Source organism: Arthrobacter sp. FW306-05-C (assembly GCF_021801725.1).
In the GTDB taxonomy this organism is placed as follows: Bacteria; Actinomycetota; Actinomycetes; order Actinomycetales; family Micrococcaceae; genus Arthrobacter.
Map to the genome: position 1 here is coordinate 2,665,729 of NZ_CP084556.1, position 25,143 is coordinate 2,690,871.

A 25,143-nucleotide genomic window follows, 5' to 3' on the forward strand; every position below is an offset into this window, starting at 1 on the left:
CCGCCGTCGGACATTTACCACCCCGGGCTGGGACTAGGCTGGAAGCTATGGCGGAAGAGCAGAACGGCGCAGCTGAAGACAATCCCGCGGACACCTCCGCCCTGAACATGTCCGCCGTGGACGTCGCCGACTGGCGTCTGCGGACCTTTGCGCTGTACGACGCCGTCCGCCGGATCTCCGCGGAGAGCCCGTCCGAGGCGCACTCATACTGGCGCCACCAGCGGGACCTGATGTTCGCCACGCACCCCGCATCCGCGCTGACTGCCGCGGACAAGGCACGGTTCTCCGGCCTGAAGACTGCCGACTACGATCCCATCTACCGCTTCCACGTCCCGTTGACCAAGGAAGGCGCCGGCCGGGAATTGAGCGTGGACACGGGGACCGACGGCGTGGTCCACCTTGTCCGTCTGGGCACCTTCGATCTTCCGGAAATGGGCCAGCTGGGGGTATGGAAGATCCACGGCTACGGCGGCGGCATCTTCGTTCCGTTCCGGGATGCCACGGCCGGGCAGCCGGGCGGAAGTTACGGGGCCGGCCGCTACCTGCTGGACACCATCAAGGGTGCCTTCCACGGTGTCAACGGCAGCGGTCCCGACGCCACCTTCGTCCTGGACTTCAATTTCGCCTACAACCCATCCTGCGCCTACAACGAGGCATGGGCCTGTCCCCTGCCCGGACCGTCCAACCGGCTGGCAGTGGACATCCCCGTGGGCGAGCTGTACTGACCTGTGGCGGGTCTTTCCCTGCGCCCTGCGCGCCATCCGTCCGCGTTCACGGCCTGCTGCACTGACCATGCTGCGGGTGCGGCCGCGTGAGGGAGGAAACGTCAGCACCCCCAGGACCGGAGACCACCACCCGGCGCCTTCCCGCCACCAGGCACTACCGGGGGATCCTGCGCTTTCCGGTCGTCCGCCAGCTGATCCGGTTCTCCGGTGTAGGCGTCATCTGCACGGCCGCATCCCTGGGGATCTACGCGCTGCTGCGGCCCTGGCTTGGCGCCCAGCTGGCCAACGCGGTGGCGCTGATCCTCACATCCCTGCTGAACACGGCACTGAACCGGCGGCTGACCTTCAAGATCGCGGGCCAGCAACGCCGCACGCGGGATCACCTCAACGGCCTGGTGGTGATCGGCGTGGCCCTGGTAATCACCGGCAGCAGCCTGGGCGTACTGCACTGGTTCAACCCGGCCGCCACGGTAGGGGACGAACTCGTGGCCACCACGCTGTCCGGGTTCCTGGCCACGGCGGTGCGGTTCAGCATGCTGCGGCACTGGATCTTCCGCCGGGCACGGCACCGCTGATTGCACGGCACCGCTGACCCGGAGGCCGGGACGGTCAGGAGCGCTGGCCCGTGCCCAGGGTCTTGACGCTGCCGACTGCCGCCTGGACGGCAACCGCTGCAGCGTCCAGGTCCTCCTGCGTCACTGAAGCATCGAAACTGAATCGGACAGCGGTCTGGGCCACCTCGGCGGAAATCCCCATGGCGGTGAGTACGGGCGACGGCGCATCGGACCCGGCAGCGCAGGCCGAGCCGCTGGAGCAGACCACGCCGCGCCGTTCCAGTTCCAGGAGAACCGACTCACCGCTGGTTCCGGGAAAGCAGAACGAGGCCACCGACGGGAGGCGTTCCGAGTGGTGGCCGGTGAGGACGGCGTCGGGCACTCCTGCCAGCACGGCGCCGATGAACCCGTCACGCAGTGCTTCCACCCGTGCCTGCTGCTCCGCTTGGCGGTCCTGGGCAAGCGTGAGGGCAGTAGCCAGCCCCACCGCCCCTGCCACATTTTCGGTGCCGGAACGGCGGCCCCGCTCCTGGCCGCCGCCGTGGATGACCGGTTCCAGCCGGGTGCGGCTCCGGACAAACAGTGCGCCGCAGCCTTTCGGTGCGCCGAGCTTGTGCCCGGAGATGCTCATGGCGTCCACGCCCAGGAATCTGGTGTCCAGCGGCAGCCATCCGGCGGCCTGGACGGCGTCGGTATGGAACGGGATGCCCCGGACATGGGCGAGTTCCGTTAGCGCGGGGATGGGCTGGACGGTTCCCACCTCGTTGTTGGCGTACATGATGCTCACCAGGGCGGTTTCCGGACGCAACACGGCTGCCAAGGCCTCCGGCGTGACACGGCCGGCGGCGTCCACCGGCACCACGTCCACGGTAAAGCCGTGGAAGCGTTCCAGGTACCGCGCGGATTCCTCCACGGCAGGATGCTCGACGGCGCTGATCACCACCCGGTCCAGCTGCGGGTTTTTCGCCTGCCGGGCCAGGGCGATTCCCTTGACGGCCAGGTTGTCCGCCTCGGTACCGCCGGAGGTAAACACCACCTCGCCCTGCCGGCAGCCAAGGACCCCCGCCACGGTTGACCGCGCCCCCGCAAGCGCCGCGGCGGCCGACTCACCGAGGGTGTGGTGGCTGGACGGGTTCCCGAACCCGCCGGTGAGGTGGGGCCACATGGCGTCCAGCACTTCCCGGCGGACGGGGGTGGTGGCGGCGGCGTCAAGGAAGATCACGGCAGCCTCACCCGGCGGTCAATTCAACGTCAAGGCCCAGATCGAGGGCGGCCACAGTGTGGGTGAGCGCGCCCACGGAGATGACATCCACGCCTGCCGCGGCAATGGCGGCAACCGTGTTCAGGTTGACGTTGCCGCTGGCTTCCACGCGGGCACGTCCGGCCACGAGCGCAACGCCGTCCTTCAGCTCCGGCACCGAAAAGTTGTCCAGCATGATGGTGTCCACTCCCGCGGCCAGCACGGGTTCGATCTGGTCCATGCGGTCCACTTCCACCTCAAAGTGCGTGGTGTGGCCCAGCTGCGCCTTGGCCGCCAGCAGAAGCTCCGTGAGCTTTGCAGGGTCTCCCCCGGTCATCACAGCGAGGTGGTTGTCCTTGGCCAGGACGGCGTCGGAGAGGCTGTAGCGGTGGTTTGCTCCGCCGCCGCACCTGACCGCGAGGCGTTCCAGGATGCGCAGGCCGGGGGTAGTTTTGCGGGTGTCGGTGATGCGGGCCCTTGTGCCCTCGGTGAGCCGCACGAACTCTGCAGTCTTCGTGGCGATGGCGGACATCCGCTGGACCAGGTTCAGCGCCACCCGCTCTGCCATCAGTACAGAGCGTGCGGCGCCGCTGACCCGGGCGAGGTGCGTGCCGGCGTCGAACCTTTCTCCGTCCGCCACCAGGAGCTCCACCCGGGTGTCGGGGTCCACCAGCTGCATGGCGTCGCGGAACACGGTGGCGCCACTAAGGACACCGGGGACACGGGCGTTGAGGACGGCAGTGGCACGGGCATGCGTCGGTATAAGCAACTGCGAGGTGATGTCGCCGCCTGGCGCATCCTCGGCGAAGGCCCGTTCGAGGATCTCCCGGACGGGGGCCGACGGGAGCGTGAGGTCCAGTGCCGGACGCGCGGCGGCAGCGAGGTCGATCACGGCGGATTCAGTCATGGAGCAGGCTCGCTTTCAGGCGCGGAGGGTAGGAAGGTTCAGTCTGGTCGGGGCCGTCATCGCGGTAGTGCGCCCCCAGGGATTCACGGCGGTTGAGGGCAGCGGCCACAAGCAGCCGCGCAGCCAGCAAAAGGTTTCGGTCCTCAAGAACCCCAGGGTCAACAGGGGAGAGGCCAGCAGAGGAGAGCGGACGGACGACGCCGGCCCAGGACTCAAGCGTGCGGCCGGCCTCAGCCAACAATTCCCCGGAGCGCAGCACCCCGGCATGCGAGGTCATGAGGCGGCGAAGAGCCTCCCGAGAAAAGGGCTCCCCGACCTCCTCTCCCCCACCGGAGCTGAACGGCCAACTCCCGGCGGGCGCACCTGAGAGGTCCGCCCCGCCTTCTAAAGCAGCAGGGACGGTGACGGGCGCACTCGCGTTTCGCGGCAGGGGTGCGGAAGCGTGCGTCAAGCGGAGGCCGCCCGCGGCCGAGGCAGCACGCGGAGCATCGCTGCCGCGGGACGCGTCCCAGCCCCGGCCACCGGAGAGGAAGCCTTCAACAGCGCGGCGGCCGAAGACGAGTCCTTCGAGGAGGGAGTTGCTGGCCAGCCGGTTTGCCCCTTGGACGCCCGTGCAGGCAGCTTCCCCGGCGGCGTAGAGGCCGGGAACGGTGGTGCGGGCGGAGAGGTCGGTGCGTACCCCGCCCATCCAGTAGTGGGCGGCGGGGGCGACGGGGACCAGTTCGCGGGTCCAGTCGATGCCGGCGTCGAGGGTCTTGCGGGTGAGGGTGGGGAACCGCTGCTGCAGGAAGCCTTCCCCCCTGGCCTGCTCGATGACGCGGGCGTCGAGGTAGACGTGGCCTGTGGGGTCGCCGAGCTTGGCCAGGTGGAGGGCGATGCTGCGGGAGACGACATCGCGGGGCGCCAGCTCGGCATCGGGGTGGTAGGCCTGCATGAAGCGGCGGCCGCCGGAGTCACGCAGGATGGCGCCTTCGCCGCGCACCGCTTCGGAGATGAGCAGCGGGCCGTCCAACCGGTCAGGGAGGGCGGTGGCGGAGCTGACCAGGCAGGTGGGGTGGAACTGGAAGAATTCCAGGTCTGCGGTGGCTGCCCCGGCGCGGACGGCGAGCGCCAGTCCGTCGGCGGTGGCCACGGCGGGGTTGGTGGTTTGGGCGAACAGCTGGCCCGCTCCCCCGGTGGCGAGCAGGACGGCGTCCGCGTCCAGCCTGCTGGTCCGGCCGTCCTGCAGGTACTCCAGTCCGGTCACCCTTCCGCGGTGGGTGACGAGGGAGGTTGCGCGGGCATGTGCGAGGAGGGTGAGCTTTCCTTCGTCCCGCCGGGACAGCACTGCCTGGATCAGCGCGCCGGCGACCCGCGCACCCGTGGCGTCTCCGCCTGCATGCAGGATGCGCGGGGCACTGTGGGCCGCTTCGAGCCCAAGGGCCGGGCCGCCGTCGTACGTTGCTTCAGCCTGCGTTGCCCCCGCCTGCCCTGCATCGAAGGTAACTCCGTAGCACTGGAGGCCCTCAATATCGCGGCGTGCTTCCGTGCACATCAGCCGGACGGCGGCTTCGTTGCAGTGCCCGGCACCGGCACGGAGCGTGTCCGCGATGTGCGCAGCCACGGTGTCCCCGGGCGCGGGCTTGGCCAGTACAGCGGAAATACCGCCCTGCGCGTACCAGGTGTTGCTCTGGTCCAGCGCGCCTTTGGTCAGGAGCACCACGTCAGCGCCGGCATCGGCGGCGAGGAGCGCTGCGTACAGGCCGGCGATGCCGCTTCCGATGACAGCGAGGCGGCTTGCCATCAGGGCCTCGCCGCGAGCATGCGTTCGAGCGCAATCCTGGCGTTGGCCTGTACCTCGTCGTCAACTGTGATGCGGTTGACCACGCGGCCGGCCACCAGTTCCTCCAGCACCCAGGCCAGGTAGCCGGGGTGGATGCGGTACATGGTGGAGCATGGGCAGATCACCGGGTCCAGGCAGAAAATGGTGTGCTGCGGGTACTCGGCGGCAAGCCGGTTCACCATGTTGATCTCGGTGCCGATGGCGAACGTGGTGGGCTCGGTGGCGGCGGCGATGGCCTTCTTGATGAAGTCCGTGGAACCCGCGGAATCCGCTGCGTCCACCACCTCCATGGGGCACTCGGGGTGGACGATGACCTGGACGCCGGGGAACTCCGCCCGGGCCTTCTGGATCTGCGCCACGCTGAAGCGCTTGTGCACGGAGCAGAACCCGTGCCAGAGGATCACCCGGGAGCCCAACAGCGCCTGTTCGTCATTGCCGCCCAGGTCCTTGCGCGGGTTCCACATGGGCATCTGCTCCAGCGGCACACCCATGGCCTTGGCGGTATTGCGTCCAAGGTGCTGGTCCGGGAAGAACAGCACGCGCTGGGCCCGCTGGAAGGCCCACTCCATCACCGTTTTCGCGTTGGAGGAGGTACAGACAATGCCGCCGTGTTCGCCGCAGAACGCCTTGAGGGCTGCGGAGGAATTCATGTAGGTGACGGGGATGACCGGAACCCGGCCTTCGGCGTCGGGCTCTGTCCCGAAGATGTCTTCGAGCTGCTCCCAGCATTCCTCCACCGAATCCGCGTCCGCCATGTCGGCCATGGAACAGCCGGCGGCGAGGTTGGGCAGGATCACGGCCTGCTCCGGCGTGGAGAGGATGTCCGCCGTTTCAGCCATGAAGTGGACGCCGCAGAAGATGATCGCCTCCGCGTCCGGGCGGGTCAGTGCGGCGTTCGCCAGCTGGAAGGAATCGCCCACGAAGTCCGCGTACTGGATGACTTCATCCCGCTGGTAGAAGTGGCCCAGGATCACCGCCCGGTCTCCCAGGGCGGCCTTGGCAGCTTTGATGCGCTCCCCGAGCTCGGCCTCGCCGGCCAGCTTGTACTCTTCCGGCAGCTGGCCCTGGCGCGGTGTGGTGGCCGGTGCCGGATCGGCGCTGGATGCACCCGGGCCATAGGCCGGGACCCCTGCGAGCGCCTCGGCCAGGTCGTAATCCCACGGGCCCTTGGCCAGCGCCGGGCTGCAGGTGCTGCGTTCAGCGGCTGCGCCTTTTTCGGCCTGTTCGCGCGTGATCAGCTGGATTGCCGTGTTGACGCTGCTCATGGTGTGCTCCTGTTGTCTGGGTCAAGGCCTGGCCGGCCGGTAAAGCGGTAGAGGCGTGGCGGGCGGTGCTTGCCGCCCTGGAGGTATTCCCCGGTTTCTTCGATTTCCGGGGTGGCTTTGAGTTGCCGCCGGAAGTTGGCGGGATCCAGTTGGCGGTCGAGGACGGCTTCGTAGACTTCGCGGACCTGGGCCAGTGTGAAGTATTCCCCCAGCAGGTGGTACGCCACCGAGCCGTACGCCAGCTTGTTGCGCAGGCGCCAGAGCGCGTAGTCCACGATGGCGTTGTGGTCGAAGGCCAGCTCGCCCAGGCGGTCCGCGCGGAACCACTTCACGTTTTCGGACTCGTCCGCGAGCGCTGCTTCCGTGGGCTGGACCAGGGCCCAGTAGACGATGGAGACCACGCGCTGGGTGGGTGAACGGTGGAGGCCGCCGAAGGCGTACAGCTGCTCAAGGTAGCTCGGTGCAAGCCCAGTGGTTTCCCGCAGGTTTCTGGCGGCGGCGTCCTGGAGTGACTCGTCGTGGCTGAGCGGGCCTCCCGGGAGGGCCCACAACCCCTTGAACGGCTCCCGGATGCGGCGCACCAGGGGAAGCCACAGGGTGGGACGGCCGGAGGTGGCACTGGGCCGGAGGGCGAAGATCACCGTGGAGATGGCCAACGACGGCGGCGCGGCCTGCCGCTCGGAAACATTAGCCGAGCTGTAGTACACCCGTCCCACCGCCTTCCGTCATCCTCGACTGCCCGCTTTGGAGGCGGTCATCGCTAGTTATGGTCATCTTGACCAAAACTAATTCTACGGCCGGGCGTCCCCGAAAGGGAAATGTTTCTGCCCGCACATTTCCAAGCCACCCTGGGCATGGAGCCTTCACATCAGGTGCCGGCCGCGCTTGGACTGCTGCAACGGGCGCGCGCCGCCGGCTGCGGACTTCGCCCTCCGGTTTCCGGGCAGCCTTTCAGAAGCGGTAAATTCAATAGGTCCCAAAAGGACCCCCGGGCCTCCCCCCGGACCCAACCACCCCAGAAGGTGCACCTGCCCATGACGATGAAGTCTGCCCACACGCCATCGACCACCACGTCCAGCCCCCCGTCCAAGGCCTCGGCCGTCCACAGCATGAAGCCCCGCCAGCTGACCATGATGGGGCTCGGCAGTGCCATCGGGGCCGGGTTGTTCCTGGGGTCGGGCGCGGGTGTCCAGGCGGCAGGGCCGGCAGTCCTCATCTCCTACCTGGTGGCCGGAACGCTGATCATCCTGGTCATGTGGGCCCTCGGTGAGATGGCGGCGGCACATCCGAACAGCGGAGCCTTCTCGGTGTATGCCCAGCGCGCGCTGGGCCGCACGGCAGGTGCCACCATCGGCTGGCTGTGGTGGCTGCAGCTGGTGGTGGTGATCGCAGCCGAGGCCCTGGGCGCGGCCGGGCTGCTGTTCTCCGTCTGGCCGGTGGTCCCGGTCTGGGCCCTGGCGCTGCTGTTCATGGTGGTCTTCACCGCCATCAACCTGGCCGGGGTCCGGAACTTTGGCGAGTTCGAGTTCTGGTTCGCCATCCTCAAGGTGGCCGCCATCATCCTGTTCCTTGGAGTCGGTGCAGCGCTGCTCCTGGGCCTGCTCCCCGGCGTCGACTCCCCTGGCCCGCAAAACCTCACCGGCAACTTCGCGCCGCAGGGCCTGGGCGGCGTTGCTGCGGCCCTGTTCGTGGTGATCTTCGCATTTGGCGGCACGGAGATTGTCTCGGTGGCGGCAGCCGAGACCGAGGACCCGGAACGCAGCGTAGGCAGGGCCATCCGCACGGTGGTGTGGCGGATCCTGGTCTTCTACATCGGCTCCGTCTTCGTCATCGCCGCCGTCCTTCCCGCCACTTCCAAAAGCCTTGCTTCCCCCTTCGCCGGCGTTCTGGATGCCGCCCGGATCCCTGGCGCCTCCACCGCCATCACCCTGGTGGCCGTCGTCGCACTTCTCTCAGCGCTGAACGCGAACCTTTACGGCGCCTCCCGCATGGTTTACTCCCTGTCCCAGCGGAGCGAGGCCCCCCGCGTCCTGACCCGGCTCAACCGTGCCGGCGTGCCCGTGCCCGCGGTGGCGGTCTCCGTGGCCTTCGGCTTCGTGGCCACCGTCCTGGAACTCCTGTTCCCGGACCGTATCCTGCCCGCACTGTTCCAGCTGGTGGGATCGACGTGCCTGGTGGTCTGGGGCAGCGCCCTGGTGTCCCAGCTGGTCCTCCGGCGGCGGGCGGACCGGGACGGGACCCCGCTGCCCTTGCGGATGAAGGGCTTTCCCGGCCTGACCATCCTGGGGCTGGTGCTGCTGGGACTCATCTTCGCCGTCGGGTTCAGTGCTGACGCCAGCCGCGTGCAGCTCTTCAGCACCTTCACCCTGATCGCCGGCATCGCACTGGCCTGCGCCGCAGGCGCCCGCCTGACCGGCAGGAAGCAGGCCGTCAACAGGTAGAGTGGTGCCTACCTTTCCACAGAAGACGCACCGATGCGCCGGGCCCGCCCAGGCGCCGTACCTGATTGGGGAACTGACACCATGACCGGCAGGCACAGCGGCCAGCAGCAGGCGCACACCGTCGAAGGCACCGACCCGCAATTGTATGTGGCGGTCCATGAACCCGCGGCTGACGCAGGCCTCCGGCCGGTCCTGCTGCTGCACGGCTTTTCCTCCTCGTCCAAGCTCAACTGGGAGGACACGGGATGGGTCTCTGCCCTGCTCGACGCCGGACGCCGCGTGATCACCGTCGACCTGCCGGGCCACGGCCGCAGCGGTGCCCCCGAGGACATGGATTCCTACTCCCCCAGCCGGATCCGCGCGGACCTGTTGCAGGCAGCCTTCGACGCCGGCGCGCGCCCCTTGCAGGACGGGGATCCTTCCAGCGGGCTGGACGTGGTGGGCTATTCCCTGGGTTCCCGGCTCGCTTGGGAGTTCGCCGCAACCCAGCCCGAACTGGTGCACCGGCTGGTGCTCGGCGGCCCCAACGATTCTGATCCGCTGGCGGCCTTCGACCTGGTAGCCGCCCAGGACTACCTCGCCGACGGCACTCCGATCAAGGACGAGTCCACCGCCCAGCTGCTCAAGATGGCGCTGCTGCTGCCCAGCAACAACGTCTTCGCGCTCCTGTCCCTCGTGGAGGCCATCAAGGCCGAACCCTATGACCCGGCCGAAGCGGTCCCCCGCGTTCCGATGCTGCTGGTTGCGGGAGACAAGGACGAACGCGCTGCCACGTTGCCCAAGCTTGCCGAACTGGCCCGCGGCGCAGGGTCGACGGCTGAGCAAGTGATCCTCCCGGGCCGGAACCACACCAACGCCATCACCAGCCGGGCCTTCAAGCAGGCCGCGATTTCGTTCCTGGCTGCCTAAGCGGCACGCGGGCTGCCGACGGCGGCCATGGGAACGGTACGCCGACGGCAGGCCGCAGCGGTGAGGGACAGAGCGCCGGAAAGGACACATGGGGACGCGTTTCGAAGACCGTACGGAGGCCGGACAACGCCTTGCCGCTGCCCTGGCCCAATTCCGGGAACGCCCTGACACCGTGGTCCTGGGCCTGGCCCGCGGGGGCATCGCCGTCGCGGCGGCCGCGGCAACGGAGCTGCGCCTGCCCCAGGGCACCGTCCTGGTGCGGAAGCTGGGGATCCCCGGGCACGAGGAAACCGCGTACGGTGCCTTGGCCTTGGCTCGAGGCCGCACGGTCCGGCTGATCAACAAGCCGCTGCTGGAGCGGGTCCTTGAACACGGGGTTCGCCAGGAAGCGCTGGACGCCGTGGAAGACCGCGAGCGGGCCGAACTGCTTCGCCGGGCGGAGCTGTACCCGAGAGCCGGCATGGACGTGGCGGGCAAGACCGTGCTCCTGGTGGATGACGGCCTGGCCACTGGCGCTACGATGCGCGCTGCCGTCGAGGCCCTGCGGGAAGGTGGCGCTGCTGCGGTGGTTGCTGCCGCCCCGGTGGGTTCGGTTGACGCACAGGCATCGCTTGAGCGGGTGTGCGACGCGGTGATCTGCCTGCACCTGCCCGGCAAGTTCCGGGCCGTGGGCAGCTACTACCGGCACTTTCCGCAACTGAGCGACGCCGACGCGGTCAGGCTGCTGGCTACCTGACCGATCAGGATACGAAGCAGGCCCGGACCCAAAGGGGTCCGGGTCTGCTTCAGTTGGGGACGGCGGGGACTAGTGGTGGCTGCTGACCCCCAGCGGACGGCCCTTGGTTTCCTTGGCCAGCACCACGCCGACGGCGGAGATGACGCAGAGGATCATGATGTAGATGCCGATCGAGCCGGTCCACCTGGTGGCCTGCAGCAGCGATTCCGCGATGGTGGCCGCGAAGGCTCCGCCCAGGATGGCGCCGAAGGCGTACCCGATGGAGATGCCGGAGTAGCGCACGTTGGCGGGGAACATCTCTGCGTACATGGCGGACATGGGTCCGTAGGAAAGGCCCAGGCCCACGGTCAGGACGAACAGGGCGACGCCGTAGAGCATGATGTTCTTGGTGTCGATCAAGGCGAACATCGGAATCATCCATGCGAAGACGATGGCGTAGCCGATCAGGAAGGTCTTGACGCGGCCAATGCGGTCGGACAGCCATCCGCCCACCAGCGTGAAGATCAGCCAACCGAAGGACGCCAGCGTGGTGGCCAGGAGGATCTGCGGGGTGGGCATCTTCAGGGTCTTGGTGGCGTAGGAGATGAAGAACGCAATAAGCAGGTAGCCTGCCGCGTTGTTGCCGATGAAGATCAGGGTGGAGTACAGCACCGGCAGCTTGTGGTTCCGGATCAGCTCGCCCAGGGGCGCCTTGCTCTCCTTCTTGCGCAGGGCCATTTCCTGGAAGACCGGGCTCTCGGCGACGGCCCGGCGGATCAGGTAGCCAACCACGATCAGGACGATGGAGAGCAGGAACGGCACGCGCCAGCCCCAGGCCGCGAAGTCTTCCTTGGACATGCCCGTGTTGAGGAAGAACAGCAGGCCGGTGGCCAGGATCATGCCCACGGGCACGCCAATCTGTGGGTAGGCGCCAAACAGGCCACGACGGTTGATTGGTGCGTGCTCCACGGCCATGAGGGCTGCACCGCCCCATTCACCGCCGGCGGAGAAGCCCTGGATGACCCGCAGCAGGATCAGCAGCACAGGAGCCCAGGCGCCGATCTGCGCATAGGTGGGCAGCATGCCGATGAGGGCAGTGGCCGCGCCCATCATTACCAGGGTGAAGACCAGCATGGCCTTCCTGCCCAGGCGGTCGCCCAGGTGCCCTGCGATGACGGCGCCGAGGGGGCGGAACAGGAAGCTGATGCCGATGAGGGCGAAGGAGAGAATCTGGGCCAGGCCGGGGTTGGATTCGTTCAAGGGTGCGAGGAACAGCGGTGACAGCAGCGTTGCCGTCAGCTGGGCAAAGATGAAGAAGTCGTACCACTCGATAGTGGTGCCGACCAGGGTGCCGGCGAGGACCTTGCGCTCCTCACGCCGGCTGCTGGGACCAGCGAGGGTATCCACCTTGGAAGGTGTGGTCATTGAAACTCCATTGTTTATTGGGCAGCAATGCCACCCGGACGCCTTCAGAATTACCGACAGAACGGTCAGTTAGTTAGTAGGGTACTACGAAATTGTGATGCGGAACACGAACTCCGGGGATTTTCACGAGGCATGCGCACTCGAAATAGATGTTCTATATTTGAACTGCGAGTTCGTATACAGGACACTACCGCTTCACGCGAAGTGAGACAAGGGTCACCCGGTGGACCGCAACCTAGGATGGACACATGACTCCTCCAGCAGCCGCAGCACAGGCCGGAGCGGTGCCGCAGGCTTCGCCCTCCCAGACTTTGTCGCGCGGCATCCGTGCGCTGGAGATCCTTGCAGCTGCCTCCGGACCGCTGACCATCGCCGAGCTGGCCGAGGCCATGGGCGTCCACCGTTCGGTGGCATACCGGATCCTGCGCACCCTCGAAGACCATTCCCTCCTGGTCCGCGACGACGCCGGCCGGGTCCAGCCTGGACCCGGCCTTGCGGTCCTGGCCCGCGGCGTCTCCCGCAACCTTCAGAGCGCCGCCCTCCCGGAGCTCACCCAGCTGGCAAACTCGCTGGACATGACGGCCTTCGTGGCGGTCTGGGACCACCACGATTGCATCACGCTTGTTACGGTCGAACCGAGGCATTCGGGGGCGAGCGTGGCCCAGCGTCCCGGCACGCGCCACCCCATCAACGCCGGGGCGCCCGGTATTGCCATCCAATCGGCCCTTACCGAGCCGGAGTGGGACCGGCTGGACACGGGGATCCCGTACCGGCCGGAGGCGGTGGAAGCGCGGAGGAAGGGCTACTCGGCCAGCCACGACGAGGTCATTGCCGGGGTCTCCTCACTCGCAGCCCCGGTCCGGGTGCCCGGCGGACGTCCGGCCGCACTCGCCGTCGTCTATATCCGTTCCGCCCAGGACCCGGAAGCCGTGGGCGCGGCCATCGCCGAAAGCGCGGCACGGATCGAGAGCCAGCTCGCGTAGCAGAACAGGTCGAACCAGCGGCCGGACGGGCCGGGATGCGCCGTGCCGGGTGTGCTGTCAGGCCTTTCGGCGGAGCACGACGGCGGCTGCCGCACCCAGCAGTGCCAGCGCCAGCGCGGCGCCGACCGGGACAAGGAACGCGGCACCGTGCCCGTGCAGCTGCGCCAACTGCCCGCCAACAGAGGATCCAAGGGCGGTTCCGGCGACAATCCCGCTGGCCAGCGCGGTCATGACGGTGCCCAGCATGCCGGCGGGAGCCACCCTTCCGCCCACGGCAAAGACAGTGACCATCACCGGGCCCACGGGCAGCCCGAGAAGCAGCAGGACCGCCGCCATCATGGAAAGCGACGACGGCACCAGCAGCAGGACGGCCAGTCCCGCCATCAGGACAGCACAGAGCACCCAGCGCAGCACGAGCCCGGCGCGGCGGGGCCAATAGGCAACTGAGAGTGCCGCGGCAGCCGAGCTGAGCCCCATGACGGCGTACAGCAGCCCCGCGATTTCGGTGCCGGCGAGCCCAGCGGAGAAGGCGCTGAGGGCAGTCTGGGTAGAGCCAAAGAAGGTCCCCATGCACACCATGGCAAAGACGGGCAGGGCCACCACCCACGGCAGCTTTGCTGCGCCCCGGCCCGTTTCAGCATGGCGCTGCCCACGGCGGTACCGGCGGGCGGCCGGAACCGCCCGGTGGGTGGGATGGACTGCGAAGGCCGGTACAAGCGTGATGGTCATGGCCGCGGCCAGTGCCAGCGGAAGCCAGGGCGCAACGAGGCTGGCCAGGATTCCCACCAGTGCCGGTCCCAGGACGAACGTCACCTCGTCTGCGGTGCTTTCGTAGGAGAGGGCCGTATCCAGGTCACGGGCAGGATCGGGGCGCGGAGCCGTAGCGTCCGCGCTGGCCGTCAGGGACATCCACCGCACCCGCGCCAGGGGGCCCACCTGGGGACTGGTGGCGCCGGCAGCGAAGGCAACTGCCAGCACAGCAAGCGGAAAACCTTCGGCTGCCGCAGAGGCATTGGCGGCGAGCACCAGGGCCAGTACCGCCAGGGTATTGAGCGCAGCTGCGAGCAACAGGACTGGACGCTGTCCCCTCCTGTCTGCCAAGGATCCCAGCAGCGGCGCGCCAAGCGCCGAGCCGATGCCCACCGCGCCCGCGGCTGTTCCGCCCGCGGCAACGGAGCCGCTGACGGAAGTGACGAGGGTGAGTGTGCCCATGGTGAGCATCGCCAGGGGAAGCCGGGCGAAGAGTCCCAGAGGGATGAAGCTCCGGCCTGCCAGCTGCGGGAGGCGCGAAAAGCGTCCGCGCGCTTTCCCTTCCGCCGGGTTCGCGGCGGTGACGCGGGCAGGGGTGTCGCTGGTGCTTGAAGGAGTAGATTGTGTGGTCAATTCCGGGCTCGTTCAGTCGGTGCGCACCGTCCCTCCTCCCGATGCGCGCAACCCGGTAACGCGTTACAGTATATCGGCCCCGGTCAGGCGAGCGCGTCCAGGCTTTCGGAGATCCGGAGCGTGGAGCCGTTCCGGCTCTTGAGTACCTGCAGCTGCGTGCCGATCCGCTGTTTCATCTCGGCTACATGGCTGACAAGGCCCACTACCCTGCCGCCGTCGCGAAGCCCTTCAAGGGCATCCATCACCTGTTCCAGCGATTGTTCGTCCAGGCTTCCAAAGCCCTCATCCACGAACAGGGTCTCGATTTCAACTCCTCCGGCCTCTTGCTGGACAACGTCCGCCAGGCCCAGGGCCAGGGACAGCGACGCCATAAAGGACTCGCCGCCGGACAGGGTGGACGTATCCCGGCGGAAGCCCGTCCACTGGTCCACCACTTCAAGCCCCAGCCCTGACTTGGCACCGCGGGCGGCTTTGGCGTCCGTGTGCTGGAGCAGGTAGCGACCATCGCTCATGGCCACCAGCCGTTCCGACGCGGCGAGGGCCACCTGTTCCAGCCGGGCGGCCAGGACGTAGCTGTTGAGGCTCATCCGGTAGGTGTTCTCGCCCCGACCGGACGCCGCATCAGCCAGTCCGGCGAGCATTTGTGCCTTCTCCGCGGGCTCCCGTGACGAGCAGACCAGCGTCTCGTATTCAGCAGCAATTGACGTCAGCGAGGCCAGGCAGCGGTCCGCCAGACCCGCCGCCAAATCCGCCTCCCGTGCGTCGTTCTGGGCAGCCGCCGCTCCCGCACGCATTTCTGCCAGCCGTTCCTCGTCCATCTGGAAGCCCTCCGCGGCTTCAGCCATTGCCAACACGATGTCCTCGGACTCGAACAATCCGGCCACCCGGGCGGCTTCGTCCTGGAAAGCACGGATTGCGGCGTCCAGGGCCGCGGCTTCAGAGGCTCCGAGGAGCTGGCCACGGACGTCGGCGACTGTGGCGAAGCCGGCCTCCGGCAGGGCACGCTCAAGGTGTTCGCGCGCTTCAGCAGCCTGCAGCAGTGCAGCATCCAGCCGCGCCTGCGCTTCGACCGCTTTATCGAGGACCGCTACGGCTTCCTCAAGTGCCCGCAACCGGCGGTCCAGGCTGCGGTGGCCGCCGCGCAGCCCTGCCAGGCCTTTGTCCAATGAAGCCGCCTGTTCAGCCAGCTCGGCCAGGGAGGCAGCGACCCGGGAGAGGTCCGCCTCGGCTTCGGCCATGCCGGACCGGGCCTGACCAATGCCCGCATCCAGTACTTCGAGCCGTTGCCGCCTGCCCTGGAGTTCCTCCGTTGCCTGCTCGGCGTCGTTTGCCGCAGCGAGGGCACCGTCCGCGGCAGCGCGGGCCTCTGCCTCGGGGGTGTTTCCGCCTTGTCCGGCGAGGACAGCCACCGCCTGCTGAGCCTGGGTAAGTTCGGCGGTAACCGAGGCGTGGGCTGCCTCCGCAGCCTCGTAAATGTCGTGGGCTTTCTCCTCTTCCTGGGCCAGGCCGGGACCTCCGCTGCCGGCATCTGCGGGGCTGGGATGGTGGCCGCTGCCGCAGACGGCGCAGGGTTCTCCATCAACCAACTTCGCGGCCAGTTCGGATGCCGCATTGGCCAGGCGTGCCTCCCTCACGTCCAACCAGCGGCGCTTGGCCTCCAACAGGTTCTCCCGCGAGTCTCCGTGACGGGCCCTGACGAGGCCCAGGGCCCTAACGGCGGAACCGTGGCGCCGGACCACGTCCAGCAGTTCCGCGGCGGCGGCAGCTTCCTTGCGGCGAAGTGCGGCGTCGGTGGACCGGGTTTCCAGCCGGTCCATGCCGTCCACCAGCTGTTCGCGTTCCACCAGCAGCTGCGAGACGGTGTTGCCCAGCGTCTCCGCGGCCTGCTGGAGTTCTGCCTGCTTCCCGGACAGTGCCTGGTGCCGCTTTCGGAGGTCCCGGAGCTTGTCCTCGTCCGGCAGCCGCGCCTCGACCACCGCCAGCAGCGAACGCAGCCGGCCGAGTTCTTCCGCGGCCCCGGGCATGCCGTCCTTGGCGGCACCGCCACGTTCACCGGCTCCGGCGGTTTCGGCGGAAGTGGAGGACTCCAGCACCGCATCGGCAGCTTCCGCCGCCGTTTCCAGGCCGAGCTGGGCCAGTTCCCCGCCATCGCCAACGGCGAGCCGGAGCAGCGTCATGGCGGATTCGGCGCCGGCTGCAGCACTGCGCACCTTGGCCGATGCGGCGTCCACCACCTGCAGCTGCCCCTGGAGGACTTCGGCCTGGCGGTGGCGCCTGAGCCGGGACAGAAGCTCCTCCTGCCGTTGGGCCCCTTCCTTCACTGCCTCCTGCCGCTCGATGGCAGCTTGGAGTTTCCGGTTCCTCCCCTGCCGCGCGGCCTCCTGATCTGCCTCGTTGCGGCGGTCCTGGCTTGCGGCCTCCGCGGCAGCGGCGCGGTCCCTCAGTTCCTCAAGGCGCCGCGCGGTGGAAGCCTGCAGCCATGCAAGGCGGCGGGGAACATCTTCGGCGGGCGGTGCGTCGTCCTCCGGAAGCTGCAACGGGGCGGCTTCGGTTTCCGCCCGGGAGGCCAGGAGTCCGAGCTGCCCGGACAGGGCCGCCACGTCCTCGCGGGCGGCAGCGGACTGGCGGGACAGTTCCTGTTCCAGGGCCTCAAACCGCTGGGTACCAAAAAGCTTCTGCAGCAGGTCCAGTCGGTCGGCAGCCTTGGAGCGGAGGAAGGCAGCGAAGTCACCCTGGGGCAGCATTACCACGCGGGTGAACTGTTCACGGTCCATGCCCAGGAGCGCCATGATTTCGGCTCCCGCTTCATCGTTGCGGGCCGACTTTTCCAACCACGTTCCGTCCACCCGCTCCCGGAGCAGTGTTTTGGCCTGTTGAACCGTGAAGCCGTTCTTACCCCTGGCACTGGGCTTCTCCCAGGCCGGGGAGCGTGTCACCTCGAAGCGCCGGCCCTGCGCGGAAAACTCACACGTGACGGCCGGTTCCTGCCCGGGCTCTGCGTGATCGCTGCGCAACCGCTTGCCGTCCTGCCGGGCCCCGGGAACAGACCCGCACAAGGCAAAGCAGATGGCATCCAGCACGCTGGTCTTTCCCGCACCCGTAGGTCCGTTCAGCAGGAAAAGACCATGGGCACTAAGCCGGTCGAAGTCGATGTCCTCGGTGCCCGCGAAAGGGCCGAACCCCGAAATGCGCAGATGGTGGATCCTCACCGCGATGCCTCCTGCAGCCTGACGTTTTCCAGGGCGGCGGCAAGCGCAGCCTTTTCCGCCTGGTCCGCGCTCCGTCCCCGTACGTGTTCCAGGAAGCCGCAGCAGAGAGACAGGTCATCCGGTGCCCCGGCAAGCCTGCTGCTATAGCTGGCCTGCGCGGTGGCCGCCCCGCCCTGCGGATCGAATGCCAGGACCAGCGTGTCCGGAAACCTGGTGCGGAGCCGTTCCATCGCGCGGGCGGGACGCTGGGCGTCGGTCAAGGTGATCTGGCAATAGGCGGCTTCGGCCCAGGTGTGGGCGGGTTCAGCCAGGAGGTCCTCCATCTCTCCCCGCAGTACAGCCAGGGCGCGCGGGGCTTCCCATTGGACCTCCGACACAGCGGCGACTCCTTCCGGACCGATGTCCACGAGCCATGCCCCCTTCCGGTGGGTGGACTCGGAGAAGGAATAGGCCAGCGGAGAGCCCGAATACCTGACGGAACCGGACAGTTCCTGCCGGCCGTGCAGGTGACCCAGCGCCGTGTAGCTGAAGCCGTCAAACAGGTCCAGCGGCACCGCGCCCACCCCACCGATGCTGAGGTCCCGTTCGCTGTCCGAACTGATGCCTCCGCTGGCGAACGTGTGGGCCAGGACCACCGAGTGGACGGTGGCGGACTCCGACCGGCGGGCAATGTCCTCCCGGATCCGGGAGGTTGCTGCACGGGTGACCTCGAAATGGCTCGCCGTTTCCACCCCGAGCTGCTCACTGACGAGCCGGGGCTCCAGCCACGGAATACCGTAGAGCGCCAGCACGGCGTCCTTGCCGGCCGCATCGGTTCCCAGCGGAAGCAGGAGAGGCTGGGCCAAATCTTCCACCCTGGTGCGCAGGTGCACTCCCCCACGCTCCAGCAGCCGGGACGCGAAGCCGAGCCGGATGGCGGAGTCGTGGTTGCCGCTGGTGAGGACCACTTTGGCACCTGCGGCAGTGAGCCGGACCAGCGCGTCGTCAAGGAGGTGGACCACGTCCACGCCCGGGAGGGCGCGGTCGTATACGTCCCCGGCAATCAGGACGACGTCGACGCCGTCGCGCTGGACCGCTGCCACCAGCTGGTCAACAAAGGCACGCTGGGCGTCCAGCATGCCAACGCCGTGGAACGAACGGCCAAGATGCCAGTCCGAGGTGTGAAGTAACCGCATGTTCCTAAGCTATCGGCAGCCACTGACACTTCAGAAAATAGCCGCGACGCAGTGCCGCGGTGCAGCGTTCAGGACCGTTTGCCGTCAAAGAATTCCTGGGCCTCGCTGACGCGGATCCTTTCCTGCTGCCGGGCGCTGTCCTGGCGCTGGGCCGTGGCGGGCGTACCGGCACCTGTCCTGGGGGCCGCGGCGCCGTCGTCGTCATTGCATGTGAGGTCCCCGTCGAGGCCGTCCGGGTTTACACCGTCGGCGTCGAGGCCACCGGCGTCGACGTCGCCCGCCTCTGTCACGTCGGTGCCTTTCCGGTTGCCACCGGCCTTGCCGTCGTCGGAGGCCCGGTGCGCAGCGGCCGCGGCAGGCTCAGCGCCCGTGGTGATCCGGAACGCCAGGCCGGCGATGGCAGCGCCGGCCAGCGGCGCCACCAGGAAGACCCACAGCTGCTCCATGGCCCAGCCCGAGCTGAAAACGGCTGAGGCCACGGCACGGGCGGGGTTGAATGGCAGGTTTCCCACCGACTGGCCCACCTGGAGCAGGGCCGCGAAGGACAGGCCGACGGCGACGGCGGCCACGGTGCGGTTGCCGCTGCGGCCGGCTGCGCCGAGGAAGACTGCCACGATGATCGCGGCGCCCAGCAGTTCCAGGAGCACGACGGCGGCCAGCGGCGCCTGGATTATGGAGTGCGCAGCGAAACCGGCTGCCACGGTGTCGAAGGCCGTGCGGCTGTCCGGGATGCTGGGAAGCGTCCGGAGGATCCCGAACAGGGCAAGGGCGCCTACCAGGGCACCCACCACCTGGGCGGCGGCGTATGCCGCGGCGGCACCGGCACGGATCCGGCCGGCGAGGAGGTGCCCCAGGGTGATGGCCGGGTTGAAGTGGCCGCCGGAGACATGCCCGAAGGCGAGCATGGCGGCGGTGATGGCCAGGCCGGCAGCAAGCGCGGCAGGAACTGGGCTGGACTGCGGAATGCTGAACAGCGGCACACCCAGCCCGGCCACGGCGAGGAAGAGGCTGCCGAAGGCCTCGGCCACCAAGCGGGGCAGCAAGCCGGGGGCGGTGTCAGTACCGCCGGGCTGCAGTGCGTCGCGGGCTGGGGCTGGGGTGCTCATGGGGAAACCTTACGTGTGGGAGGCAGGTGCGTGCCGGCGGTCTGGCCACGGCAACCCGAGCAGTATTCCAGCCCAGGCTGTACGTTTGCTGGGCACCAGCTGTTGGCGGTGCCCCGGGACCCCTTGGGTTGGGCGGAGTTTGTACGGGGGACGGTACATTGACAGCATGAGCACTGACCCCGGCATTCCCGCGCCCACCCTCAAGTCCCGGATCCACGGCTGCCTGTTGGGCGGGGCGCTGGGAGATTCGCTGGGCTACGCCGTGGAGTTTGATTCCATCGACGACATCCGGGAACGCTTCGGTGCCCGGGGGCTGACCGGGCTTGGCGAGCTGTCCGGCCCCCGCCACTTTTCGGATGACACGCAATTGACGCTCTACACCGTTGACGGCCTGGTGGAGGCACTGGAATGGGCCAACGCGGGGGTTGGCGCGGACGTGAACGCCTGCCTTTGGCTGGCCTACCTGCGCTGGCTGGCGACGCAGGGCGAGGACGCCGGGGCGTCTGCGCCGGCACCCCAGCCCCGCTGGATCGACAGCAACGAGGTGCTCCGGCAGCGCCGGCACCCCGATAGGGACTGCATCAGCGGGCTGGCCACCGGCGAAATGGGAACCGCGGTGCGCCCCGTCAATGCCGGCGCAAAGGGCCCCGGTACGGTGATGCGTTCAGCGCCCTTTGGGCTGATTCCCCACATTACGCCCGACGCCGTCTACAAACTGAGTGCCGATGCCGCCGCCCTGACGCACGGGCATCCCGTGGCCCACCAGAGCGCCGGAATCTTCAGCCTGCTGATCCACCGGCTGGTGTCCGGGGAGCCACTGCGGGACGCTGCGGCCGCAGTCGCTGCCCACGCCGCCACCCTTCCGGAGGCCGCACCGGAACTGCCGGAGCGCCTGGAGGCCGCCATCCGCCTGGCGGAGAAGTCACCTGGTGCCCTGGGGAAACTGGCCGGCCCGGAGGAACTGGTCCAGGCACTTGGCGGGGGCTGGACCGCGGAGGAGGCCCTCGCCGTCGCGCTTTACGCCGTCCTTGCCACGCTCCCGGCCGGCGCTGCCGACGGGCAGCCGGACCAGCATTTCCGGGATGCCCTGGCAGTGGCCGTGAACCACAGCGGCGGAAGCGATACGGCAGGCTCCCTGGCGGGAAACATCCTGGGCGCCCTGTACGGGGAGGCCTGCCTGCCGGCGGAATGGCTTAATGACCTCGAAGCACCGAAGGTCATCCGGGGCATGGCCGATCAGTTGGTAAAGGTTACGACCGGCGAAGGCTGATGTTGTTGCAGGCTTCGCAGACATCCTCCGGAATGAGTCCACGGCGCTGCAGGAACCCGAAGATGGTGCAGCCCAGGCAGAATCCGGCGAAGGCTTCCAGCGACGCTGCGACCACCAGGACGCCGAGGAGCGTCCAGGCTGCCGGTGCCGCGCCTGCAGCGAACAGGAGCAGGGCGGCGGTGGACACTGCTGCGCCGATCCCCTGGGCAAAGCGCTTGGGCGGCCCGGGAACCAGCCGCACCTTTCCCAGCCGGGGAGTGATGACCTTCACTGACAGCAACGCCAGGGGTGAAATCCGCGGGCCGAAAAGCAGCCGGAGCCAGAACCCGATGGCAATGGCCAGCAGCCCCCACGCGGAACCTGCCACGGCGGTGACGACGGCGAGCAGCACCACCAGCGCGGCGGTGACCCTGGCGGCGTACTCATTGACGGGATTGGGAAAAGCGAACAGGGAGGACATGACGCAAGGTTAGGAGCCTGTTGCCCGGGCGGCCAAGCTTTGTTGCGCCGCGTGACTGCGGGCAACGGAGGGCATGACGGGTCAGGGCAGATGCTCAGGGGGCTGAGGTCAGGGCATGGGGCTCAGGCGCTGACCGCAGGTGCCAACGCGCCCTTCCAGCTGTCCGCGCCGGCACCCTGAGGGCCGCCGGGAACGTCCCCGCCCACCATCTGGAGGAACTCGCCCTCGGAGAGCACCTCGATGGCCTGTCCCCGCTCGTGGAGTTCCAGGACGCGCCGCGCCTTGCCGGTGAGCCTGCCCGAGCGCAGGTCCGAGGCAACGAACCCGTCCCCCACCACCAGGACGGTAGTCCGGGCGGTGACGCGGCTTTCGGTGCGGGCGCCGCACCGGGCCGAGCGGAGCTTCGCCTCCGGGCGTTCGATGGAGAGTTGCCCGGTGAACACCACCGTCTGCGCGTACAGGGGGTGGCCGGGCTCGGCATCCGCGTTCGGCTCGGGGTTGGCCCCTTCCTCGGGCCAGCCGGACTGGAACCGGCGGACCAGCGCGGCGCCGTTCCCGGAAGCACCGGCCACGGCCGCGAGGCTGGGCTTGGACAGCTCGCCCGTGGCGGGATCGAAGGCCTGCTGGCGGGGCATGTCCAGGCCCAGGGAGAGATAGAGTTCGGCGATGCTGTTGGCGCCGTTGCGGGCGGCGATGTCAATGAGGATGCCGGCGCAGGCACGGGCGTCCTCCGTGGCGTCATGGTGGTTGACCAGCGGGACGCCCGCTTCCTCGGCGGCAAACGGGAGCGAATTGGAGACCAGCGAGTAGCAGCGGCGGGACAGCATGACGGTGCACACATAGTCGTAGGCTGGGCCGGGCAGGCCGGACACCTCCAGCGCCGAGCGGATCACGCCCAGGTCGAACGCGGCGTTGTGGGCTGCCAGTACATCCCCGCCGATGAAGGCACCGATCTCAGGAAACAGCTCACCGAAGCGGGGCGTACCGGCAACGTGGGCAGGAGTGATCCCGTGGATCCTGACATTGTGATGGTCAAAGTGGTCGTACCCGGAGGGTGGGCGCATCAGCCAGGAGGCCTCCTCGACGATCCTGCCGCCCCTGACCTTCGTCAGTCCCACGGAGCAAGGGGAGCCGCGGAAGCCGTTGGCCGTTTCGAAGTCGATCGCCGTAAAGTCCAAACCCACGGCCCCTACCTTACCGCCGCACGCGCCCCACCCTGGGCGGGACAGGCCCGTCAAGTACCCTTGAGGGGTGAACTTTCCTGTGATGAATGACCTCGCTGTGTCCATGCTGGGCGGTGCGGGACCGGTCCAGCCGAAAATGGCGTCGTTCCTGCCCGATTGGCTGAACCCCCAGGTCTTCCTGGCCGATCCTGCCCTCGCCCCCTGGGTGGTCCTGCTGGTATGCGGAATCGTCTTCGCCGAGACCGGCCTGCTGGTGGGATTCTTCCTGCCGGGCGACTCCATGCTGTTCACCGCCGGCCTGCTGGTGGCCACGGACACCATCAAGTTCAACATCTGGCTGCTGGCCCTGCTGATCGTGGTCTCGGCCATCATCGGCAACCAGACCGGTTACCTCATCGGGTCCAAGGCGGGCCCTGCCATCTTCAACAAGCCAAACTCCCGGCTGTTCAAGCGGGAGAACGTGGAGAACGCCCACGCCTTCTTTGAAAAGCACGGCGGCAAGGCGCTGATCCTGGCCCGGTTCGTGCCGATCATCCGCACCTTTGTTCCCGTGATCGTCGGTGTTGCCCAGATGAGCAAGCGGAAGTTCTTCGTGTTCAACGTCATCGGCGCGGTGCTGTGGGGCGGCGGCGTGACCCTCCTCGGCTACCTGCTGGGCGACAAGGTGCCGTGGGTCCGCGACAACCTGGACATTATCTTCATCGCCATCGTGCTGGTCTCGGTGATTCCCATCGGCATCGAAGTCCTGCGCGGCCTGTCCGCCAGGCGCCAGGCGCAGGCCTACGGCACCGATGCCGTGGATGAGTTCATCGAGGAACACGGCCCGGAAGAGGATCAGAAGACGCCCCGCAACATCCGCGGCAGCCGGCCGGAGTAGCAACGCTCCAGCCTCCAGCGGCAGCAAAAAAGGTGCGCACCCACGCGGGTGCGCACCTTTTTTGCGTGTTTCTCCTAGCCCGCCGCTTCCAAAGCTGCCACGATCGACGGCAGCAGCGCCCGGAACGCCTTGCCGCGGTGGCTGATGGCGTTCTTTTCCTCAGCAGACAGTTCGGCGCAGCTGCGGTCCTCGCCGGCCGGCTGCAGCACCGGATCGTAACCGAATCCGCCGGCTCCCCGCGGTTCGCGCAAGAGGATGCCTTCCAGCTGCCCGTACTCCACCACTTCCCGGCCGGGGCCATCCGCGTCCGCTGGCAGGGCCAGGGCGGCAGCGCACACGAACGCGGCCCCACGGTGTTCGTCCGGGACATCCGACAGCTGGTTCAACAGGAGTTCCAGGTTGGCGGCATCGTCACCGTGCCGTCCGGCCCACCGGGCGGAGAAGATGCCGGGGGCCCCGCCCATGACGTCCACGGCCAGCCCGGAGTCATCGGCGATGGCCACCAGGCCGGTGGCGCCAGCCACCGCCCGCGCCTTCAGCAGCGAATTCTCGGCGAACGTCACGCCGGTTTCGACGACGTCCGGCGCACCTGCCGCGGCGGCATCCACCACCTGGGTGTCGACGTCGAGCCCTGGCACCTGCCCGCGCAGCAGTTCGCGGAGCTCCCGGAGTTTGCCTTTGTTGTGCGTGGCGAGCACCAGGCGGGGCGCCACGCTGCTCACAGGGTGTCCGCCAGGGTTTCGCGCTGGATGGCAGCGAGCTGGGCCGTACCCAACAGCGCCAGGTCCAGGAGCTGGTTCAGCTCGTCACGGTCGAAGGGGGCGCCCTCCGCGGTTCCCTGCACCTCCACGAATTTGCCCGAGCCCGTGACCACCACGTTCATGTCGGTCTCGGCCCGGACATCCTCCACGTACGGCAGGTCCAGCATGGGGACGCCGTCGATGATGCCCACGGAAACGGCGGCGATGGTATCGATCAGCGGCTGCGCGTTCCGGGCGATGAGCTTGTTGTCGCGGGCAAACCGGATGGAATCCGCCAGGGCAACATAGGCGCCGGTGATCGCTGCGGTGCGAGTGCCGCCGTCGGCCTGCAGGACGTCGCAGTCCAGAACGATAGTGTTCTCGCCCAGGGCCTTGGTGTCGATGATGGAGCGCAGCGAACGGCCGATCAGCCGCGAGATCTCGTGCGTGCGGCCGCCGATCTTGCCCTTGACGGACTCGCGGTCGGAGCGGGTGTTGGTTGCGCGGGGCAGCATGGCATACTCCGCCGTGACCCAGCCTCTGCCCTCGCCCTTGAGCCAGCGCGGGACGCCTGGTGTCAGCGATGCCGTGCAGAGCACCCTGGTGTTGCCGAATTCGATCAGTGCCGAACCTTCAGCCTGGTTGGACCATCCGCGGGTGATGCTGATGGGCCGGAGCTGGTCGGGGGCACGGCCGTCGGCGCGCACGATGGGCACTGCAGTTGCTTCAGATGTCATGCCTTTAGCTTATCGA

At 68.2% G+C, this 25,143-nt stretch carries 22 protein-coding genes; 8 read left to right on the forward strand and 14 right to left on the reverse strand.

All coding sequences use genetic code 11. From position 1 onward, the window contains the following. Positions 1-47: 47 nt before the first annotated feature. Positions 48-725, forward strand: a complete 678-nt coding sequence (locus LFT44_RS12340; protein WP_236798710.1) for a DUF1684 domain-containing protein — start codon at positions 48-50, stop codon at positions 723-725. Positions 726-811: 86 nt separating this feature from the next. Further along, entirely contained in the window at positions 812-1,300 is a 489-nt protein-coding gene (locus tag LFT44_RS12345; RefSeq protein ID WP_236798712.1) for a GtrA family protein, read from the forward strand. Between the two features lie 34 nt (positions 1,301-1,334). Here LFT44_RS12345 and LFT44_RS12350 read toward each other — a convergent pair whose 3' ends face one another. Genes LFT44_RS12350 through LFT44_RS12370 form a run of 5 tightly spaced genes read right to left on the reverse strand, consistent with a single transcriptional unit; the run spans position 1,335 to position 7,220 of the window. Beyond that, the gene (locus LFT44_RS12350; protein ID WP_236798713.1) at positions 1,335-2,501 is read right to left on the reverse strand and encodes a cysteine desulfurase family protein; all 1,167 of its coding nucleotides are present in this window, start codon (positions 2,499-2,501) and stop codon (positions 1,335-1,337) included. Positions 2,502-2,508: 7 nt separating this feature from the next. Beyond that, positions 2,509-3,426, reverse strand: coding sequence for a carboxylating nicotinate-nucleotide diphosphorylase (gene nadC, locus LFT44_RS12355; protein ID WP_236798714.1), 918 nt, complete (start codon positions 3,424-3,426; stop codon positions 2,509-2,511). Then, positions 3,419-5,209, reverse strand: a complete 1,791-nt coding sequence (locus LFT44_RS12360) for an L-aspartate oxidase (RefSeq protein WP_236798719.1) — start codon at positions 5,207-5,209, stop codon at positions 3,419-3,421. The genes nadC and LFT44_RS12360 overlap by 8 nt, the downstream gene beginning before the upstream one ends. Beyond that, positions 5,209-6,513 (reverse strand): quinolinate synthase NadA, encoded by a 1,305-nt coding sequence (nadA, locus tag LFT44_RS12365; protein ID WP_236798720.1) that lies wholly within the window; start codon positions 6,511-6,513, stop codon positions 5,209-5,211. The genes LFT44_RS12360 and nadA overlap by 1 nt, the downstream gene beginning before the upstream one ends. After that, positions 6,510-7,220, reverse strand: a complete 711-nt coding sequence (locus LFT44_RS12370; RefSeq protein WP_236798721.1) for an NUDIX hydrolase — start codon at positions 7,218-7,220, stop codon at positions 6,510-6,512. The genes nadA and LFT44_RS12370 overlap by 4 nt, the downstream gene beginning before the upstream one ends. A gap of 327 nt (positions 7,221-7,547) precedes the next feature. On the opposite strand from LFT44_RS12370, the gene LFT44_RS12375 reads away from it, so the two are divergent. From LFT44_RS12375 to LFT44_RS12385, 3 genes are all read left to right on the forward strand, one after another. After that, positions 7,548-8,954 (forward strand): amino acid permease, encoded by a 1,407-nt coding sequence (locus LFT44_RS12375; RefSeq protein WP_442863747.1) that lies wholly within the window; start codon positions 7,548-7,550, stop codon positions 8,952-8,954. An 81-nt stretch (positions 8,955-9,035) separates the two neighbouring features. Continuing rightward, entirely contained in the window at positions 9,036-9,863 is an 828-nt protein-coding gene (locus LFT44_RS12380; RefSeq protein ID WP_236798723.1) for an alpha/beta fold hydrolase, read from the forward strand. A gap of 88 nt (positions 9,864-9,951) precedes the next feature. Next, entirely contained in the window at positions 9,952-10,599 is a 648-nt protein-coding gene (locus LFT44_RS12385; protein WP_236798725.1) for a phosphoribosyltransferase, read from the forward strand. Between the two features lie 69 nt (positions 10,600-10,668). Here the strand turns inward: LFT44_RS12385 and LFT44_RS12390 are convergent, their stop codons facing one another. Continuing rightward, positions 10,669-12,003 carry an MFS transporter gene (locus LFT44_RS12390; RefSeq protein ID WP_236798727.1) on the reverse strand — a complete coding sequence of 445 codons (1,335 nt, stop codon included), beginning with the start codon at positions 12,001-12,003 and terminating at the stop codon, positions 10,669-10,671. A 248-nt stretch (positions 12,004-12,251) separates the two neighbouring features. On the opposite strand from LFT44_RS12390, the gene LFT44_RS12395 reads away from it, so the two are divergent. Then, positions 12,252-12,986 (forward strand): IclR family transcriptional regulator, encoded by a 735-nt coding sequence (locus LFT44_RS12395; protein ID WP_236798729.1) that lies wholly within the window; start codon positions 12,252-12,254, stop codon positions 12,984-12,986. 57 nt (positions 12,987-13,043) lie between these two features. On the opposite strand, the gene LFT44_RS12400 is transcribed toward LFT44_RS12395, so the two are convergent. From LFT44_RS12400 to LFT44_RS12415, 4 genes are all read right to left on the reverse strand, one after another. Next, positions 13,044-14,369, reverse strand: coding sequence for an MFS transporter (locus tag LFT44_RS12400; protein WP_236798731.1), 1,326 nt, complete (start codon positions 14,367-14,369; stop codon positions 13,044-13,046). Positions 14,370-14,452: 83 nt separating this feature from the next. After that, positions 14,453-17,578: an AAA family ATPase gene (locus LFT44_RS12405; RefSeq protein ID WP_236798732.1), complete on the reverse strand. Its 3,126-nt coding sequence runs from the start codon at positions 17,576-17,578 to the stop codon at positions 14,453-14,455. After that, positions 17,575-18,753, reverse strand: a complete 1,179-nt coding sequence (locus tag LFT44_RS12410; protein WP_236798733.1) for an exonuclease SbcCD subunit D — start codon at positions 18,751-18,753, stop codon at positions 17,575-17,577. The genes LFT44_RS12405 and LFT44_RS12410 overlap by 4 nt, the downstream gene beginning before the upstream one ends. A 68-nt stretch (positions 18,754-18,821) precedes the next feature. After that, positions 18,822-19,859: an aquaporin gene (locus LFT44_RS12415; RefSeq protein ID WP_236798734.1), complete on the reverse strand. Its 1,038-nt coding sequence runs from the start codon at positions 19,857-19,859 to the stop codon at positions 18,822-18,824. Positions 19,860-20,025: 166 nt separating this feature from the next. Here LFT44_RS12415 and LFT44_RS12420 point away from each other — a divergent pair, with 166 nt between their 5' ends. Next, positions 20,026-21,129 carry an ADP-ribosylglycohydrolase family protein gene (locus LFT44_RS12420; RefSeq protein WP_236798735.1) on the forward strand — a complete coding sequence of 368 codons (1,104 nt, stop codon included), beginning with the start codon at positions 20,026-20,028 and terminating at the stop codon, positions 21,127-21,129. Here the strand turns inward: LFT44_RS12420 and LFT44_RS12425 are convergent. Both LFT44_RS12425 and LFT44_RS12430 read right to left on the reverse strand, forming a co-directional pair. Then, positions 21,110-21,589, reverse strand: a complete 480-nt coding sequence (locus LFT44_RS12425; protein ID WP_236798736.1) for a DUF4395 domain-containing protein — start codon at positions 21,587-21,589, stop codon at positions 21,110-21,112. The two genes, LFT44_RS12420 and LFT44_RS12425, sit on opposite strands and share 20 nt — an antisense overlap. A gap of 122 nt (positions 21,590-21,711) precedes the next feature. Further along, the gene (locus tag LFT44_RS12430; RefSeq protein WP_236798738.1) at positions 21,712-22,773 is read right to left on the reverse strand and encodes an exonuclease domain-containing protein; all 1,062 of its coding nucleotides are present in this window, start codon (positions 22,771-22,773) and stop codon (positions 21,712-21,714) included. 82 nt (positions 22,774-22,855) lie between these two features. Between LFT44_RS12430 and LFT44_RS12435 the strand changes: the two genes are divergently transcribed. Further along, the gene (locus tag LFT44_RS12435) at positions 22,856-23,650 is read left to right on the forward strand and encodes a DedA family protein (RefSeq protein WP_236802886.1); all 795 of its coding nucleotides are present in this window, start codon (positions 22,856-22,858) and stop codon (positions 23,648-23,650) included. Between the two features lie 74 nt (positions 23,651-23,724). On the opposite strand, the gene rdgB is transcribed toward LFT44_RS12435, so the two are convergent. Beyond that, positions 23,725-24,372 (reverse strand): RdgB/HAM1 family non-canonical purine NTP pyrophosphatase, encoded by a 648-nt coding sequence (gene rdgB, locus LFT44_RS12440; RefSeq protein WP_236798743.1) that lies wholly within the window; start codon positions 24,370-24,372, stop codon positions 23,725-23,727. Continuing rightward, positions 24,369-25,127, reverse strand: coding sequence for a ribonuclease PH (gene rph / locus LFT44_RS12445; RefSeq protein ID WP_272910796.1), 759 nt, complete (start codon positions 25,125-25,127; stop codon positions 24,369-24,371). Before rph ends, rdgB begins: the two co-directional genes overlap by 4 nt. Positions 25,128-25,143 lie beyond the last annotated feature (16 nt).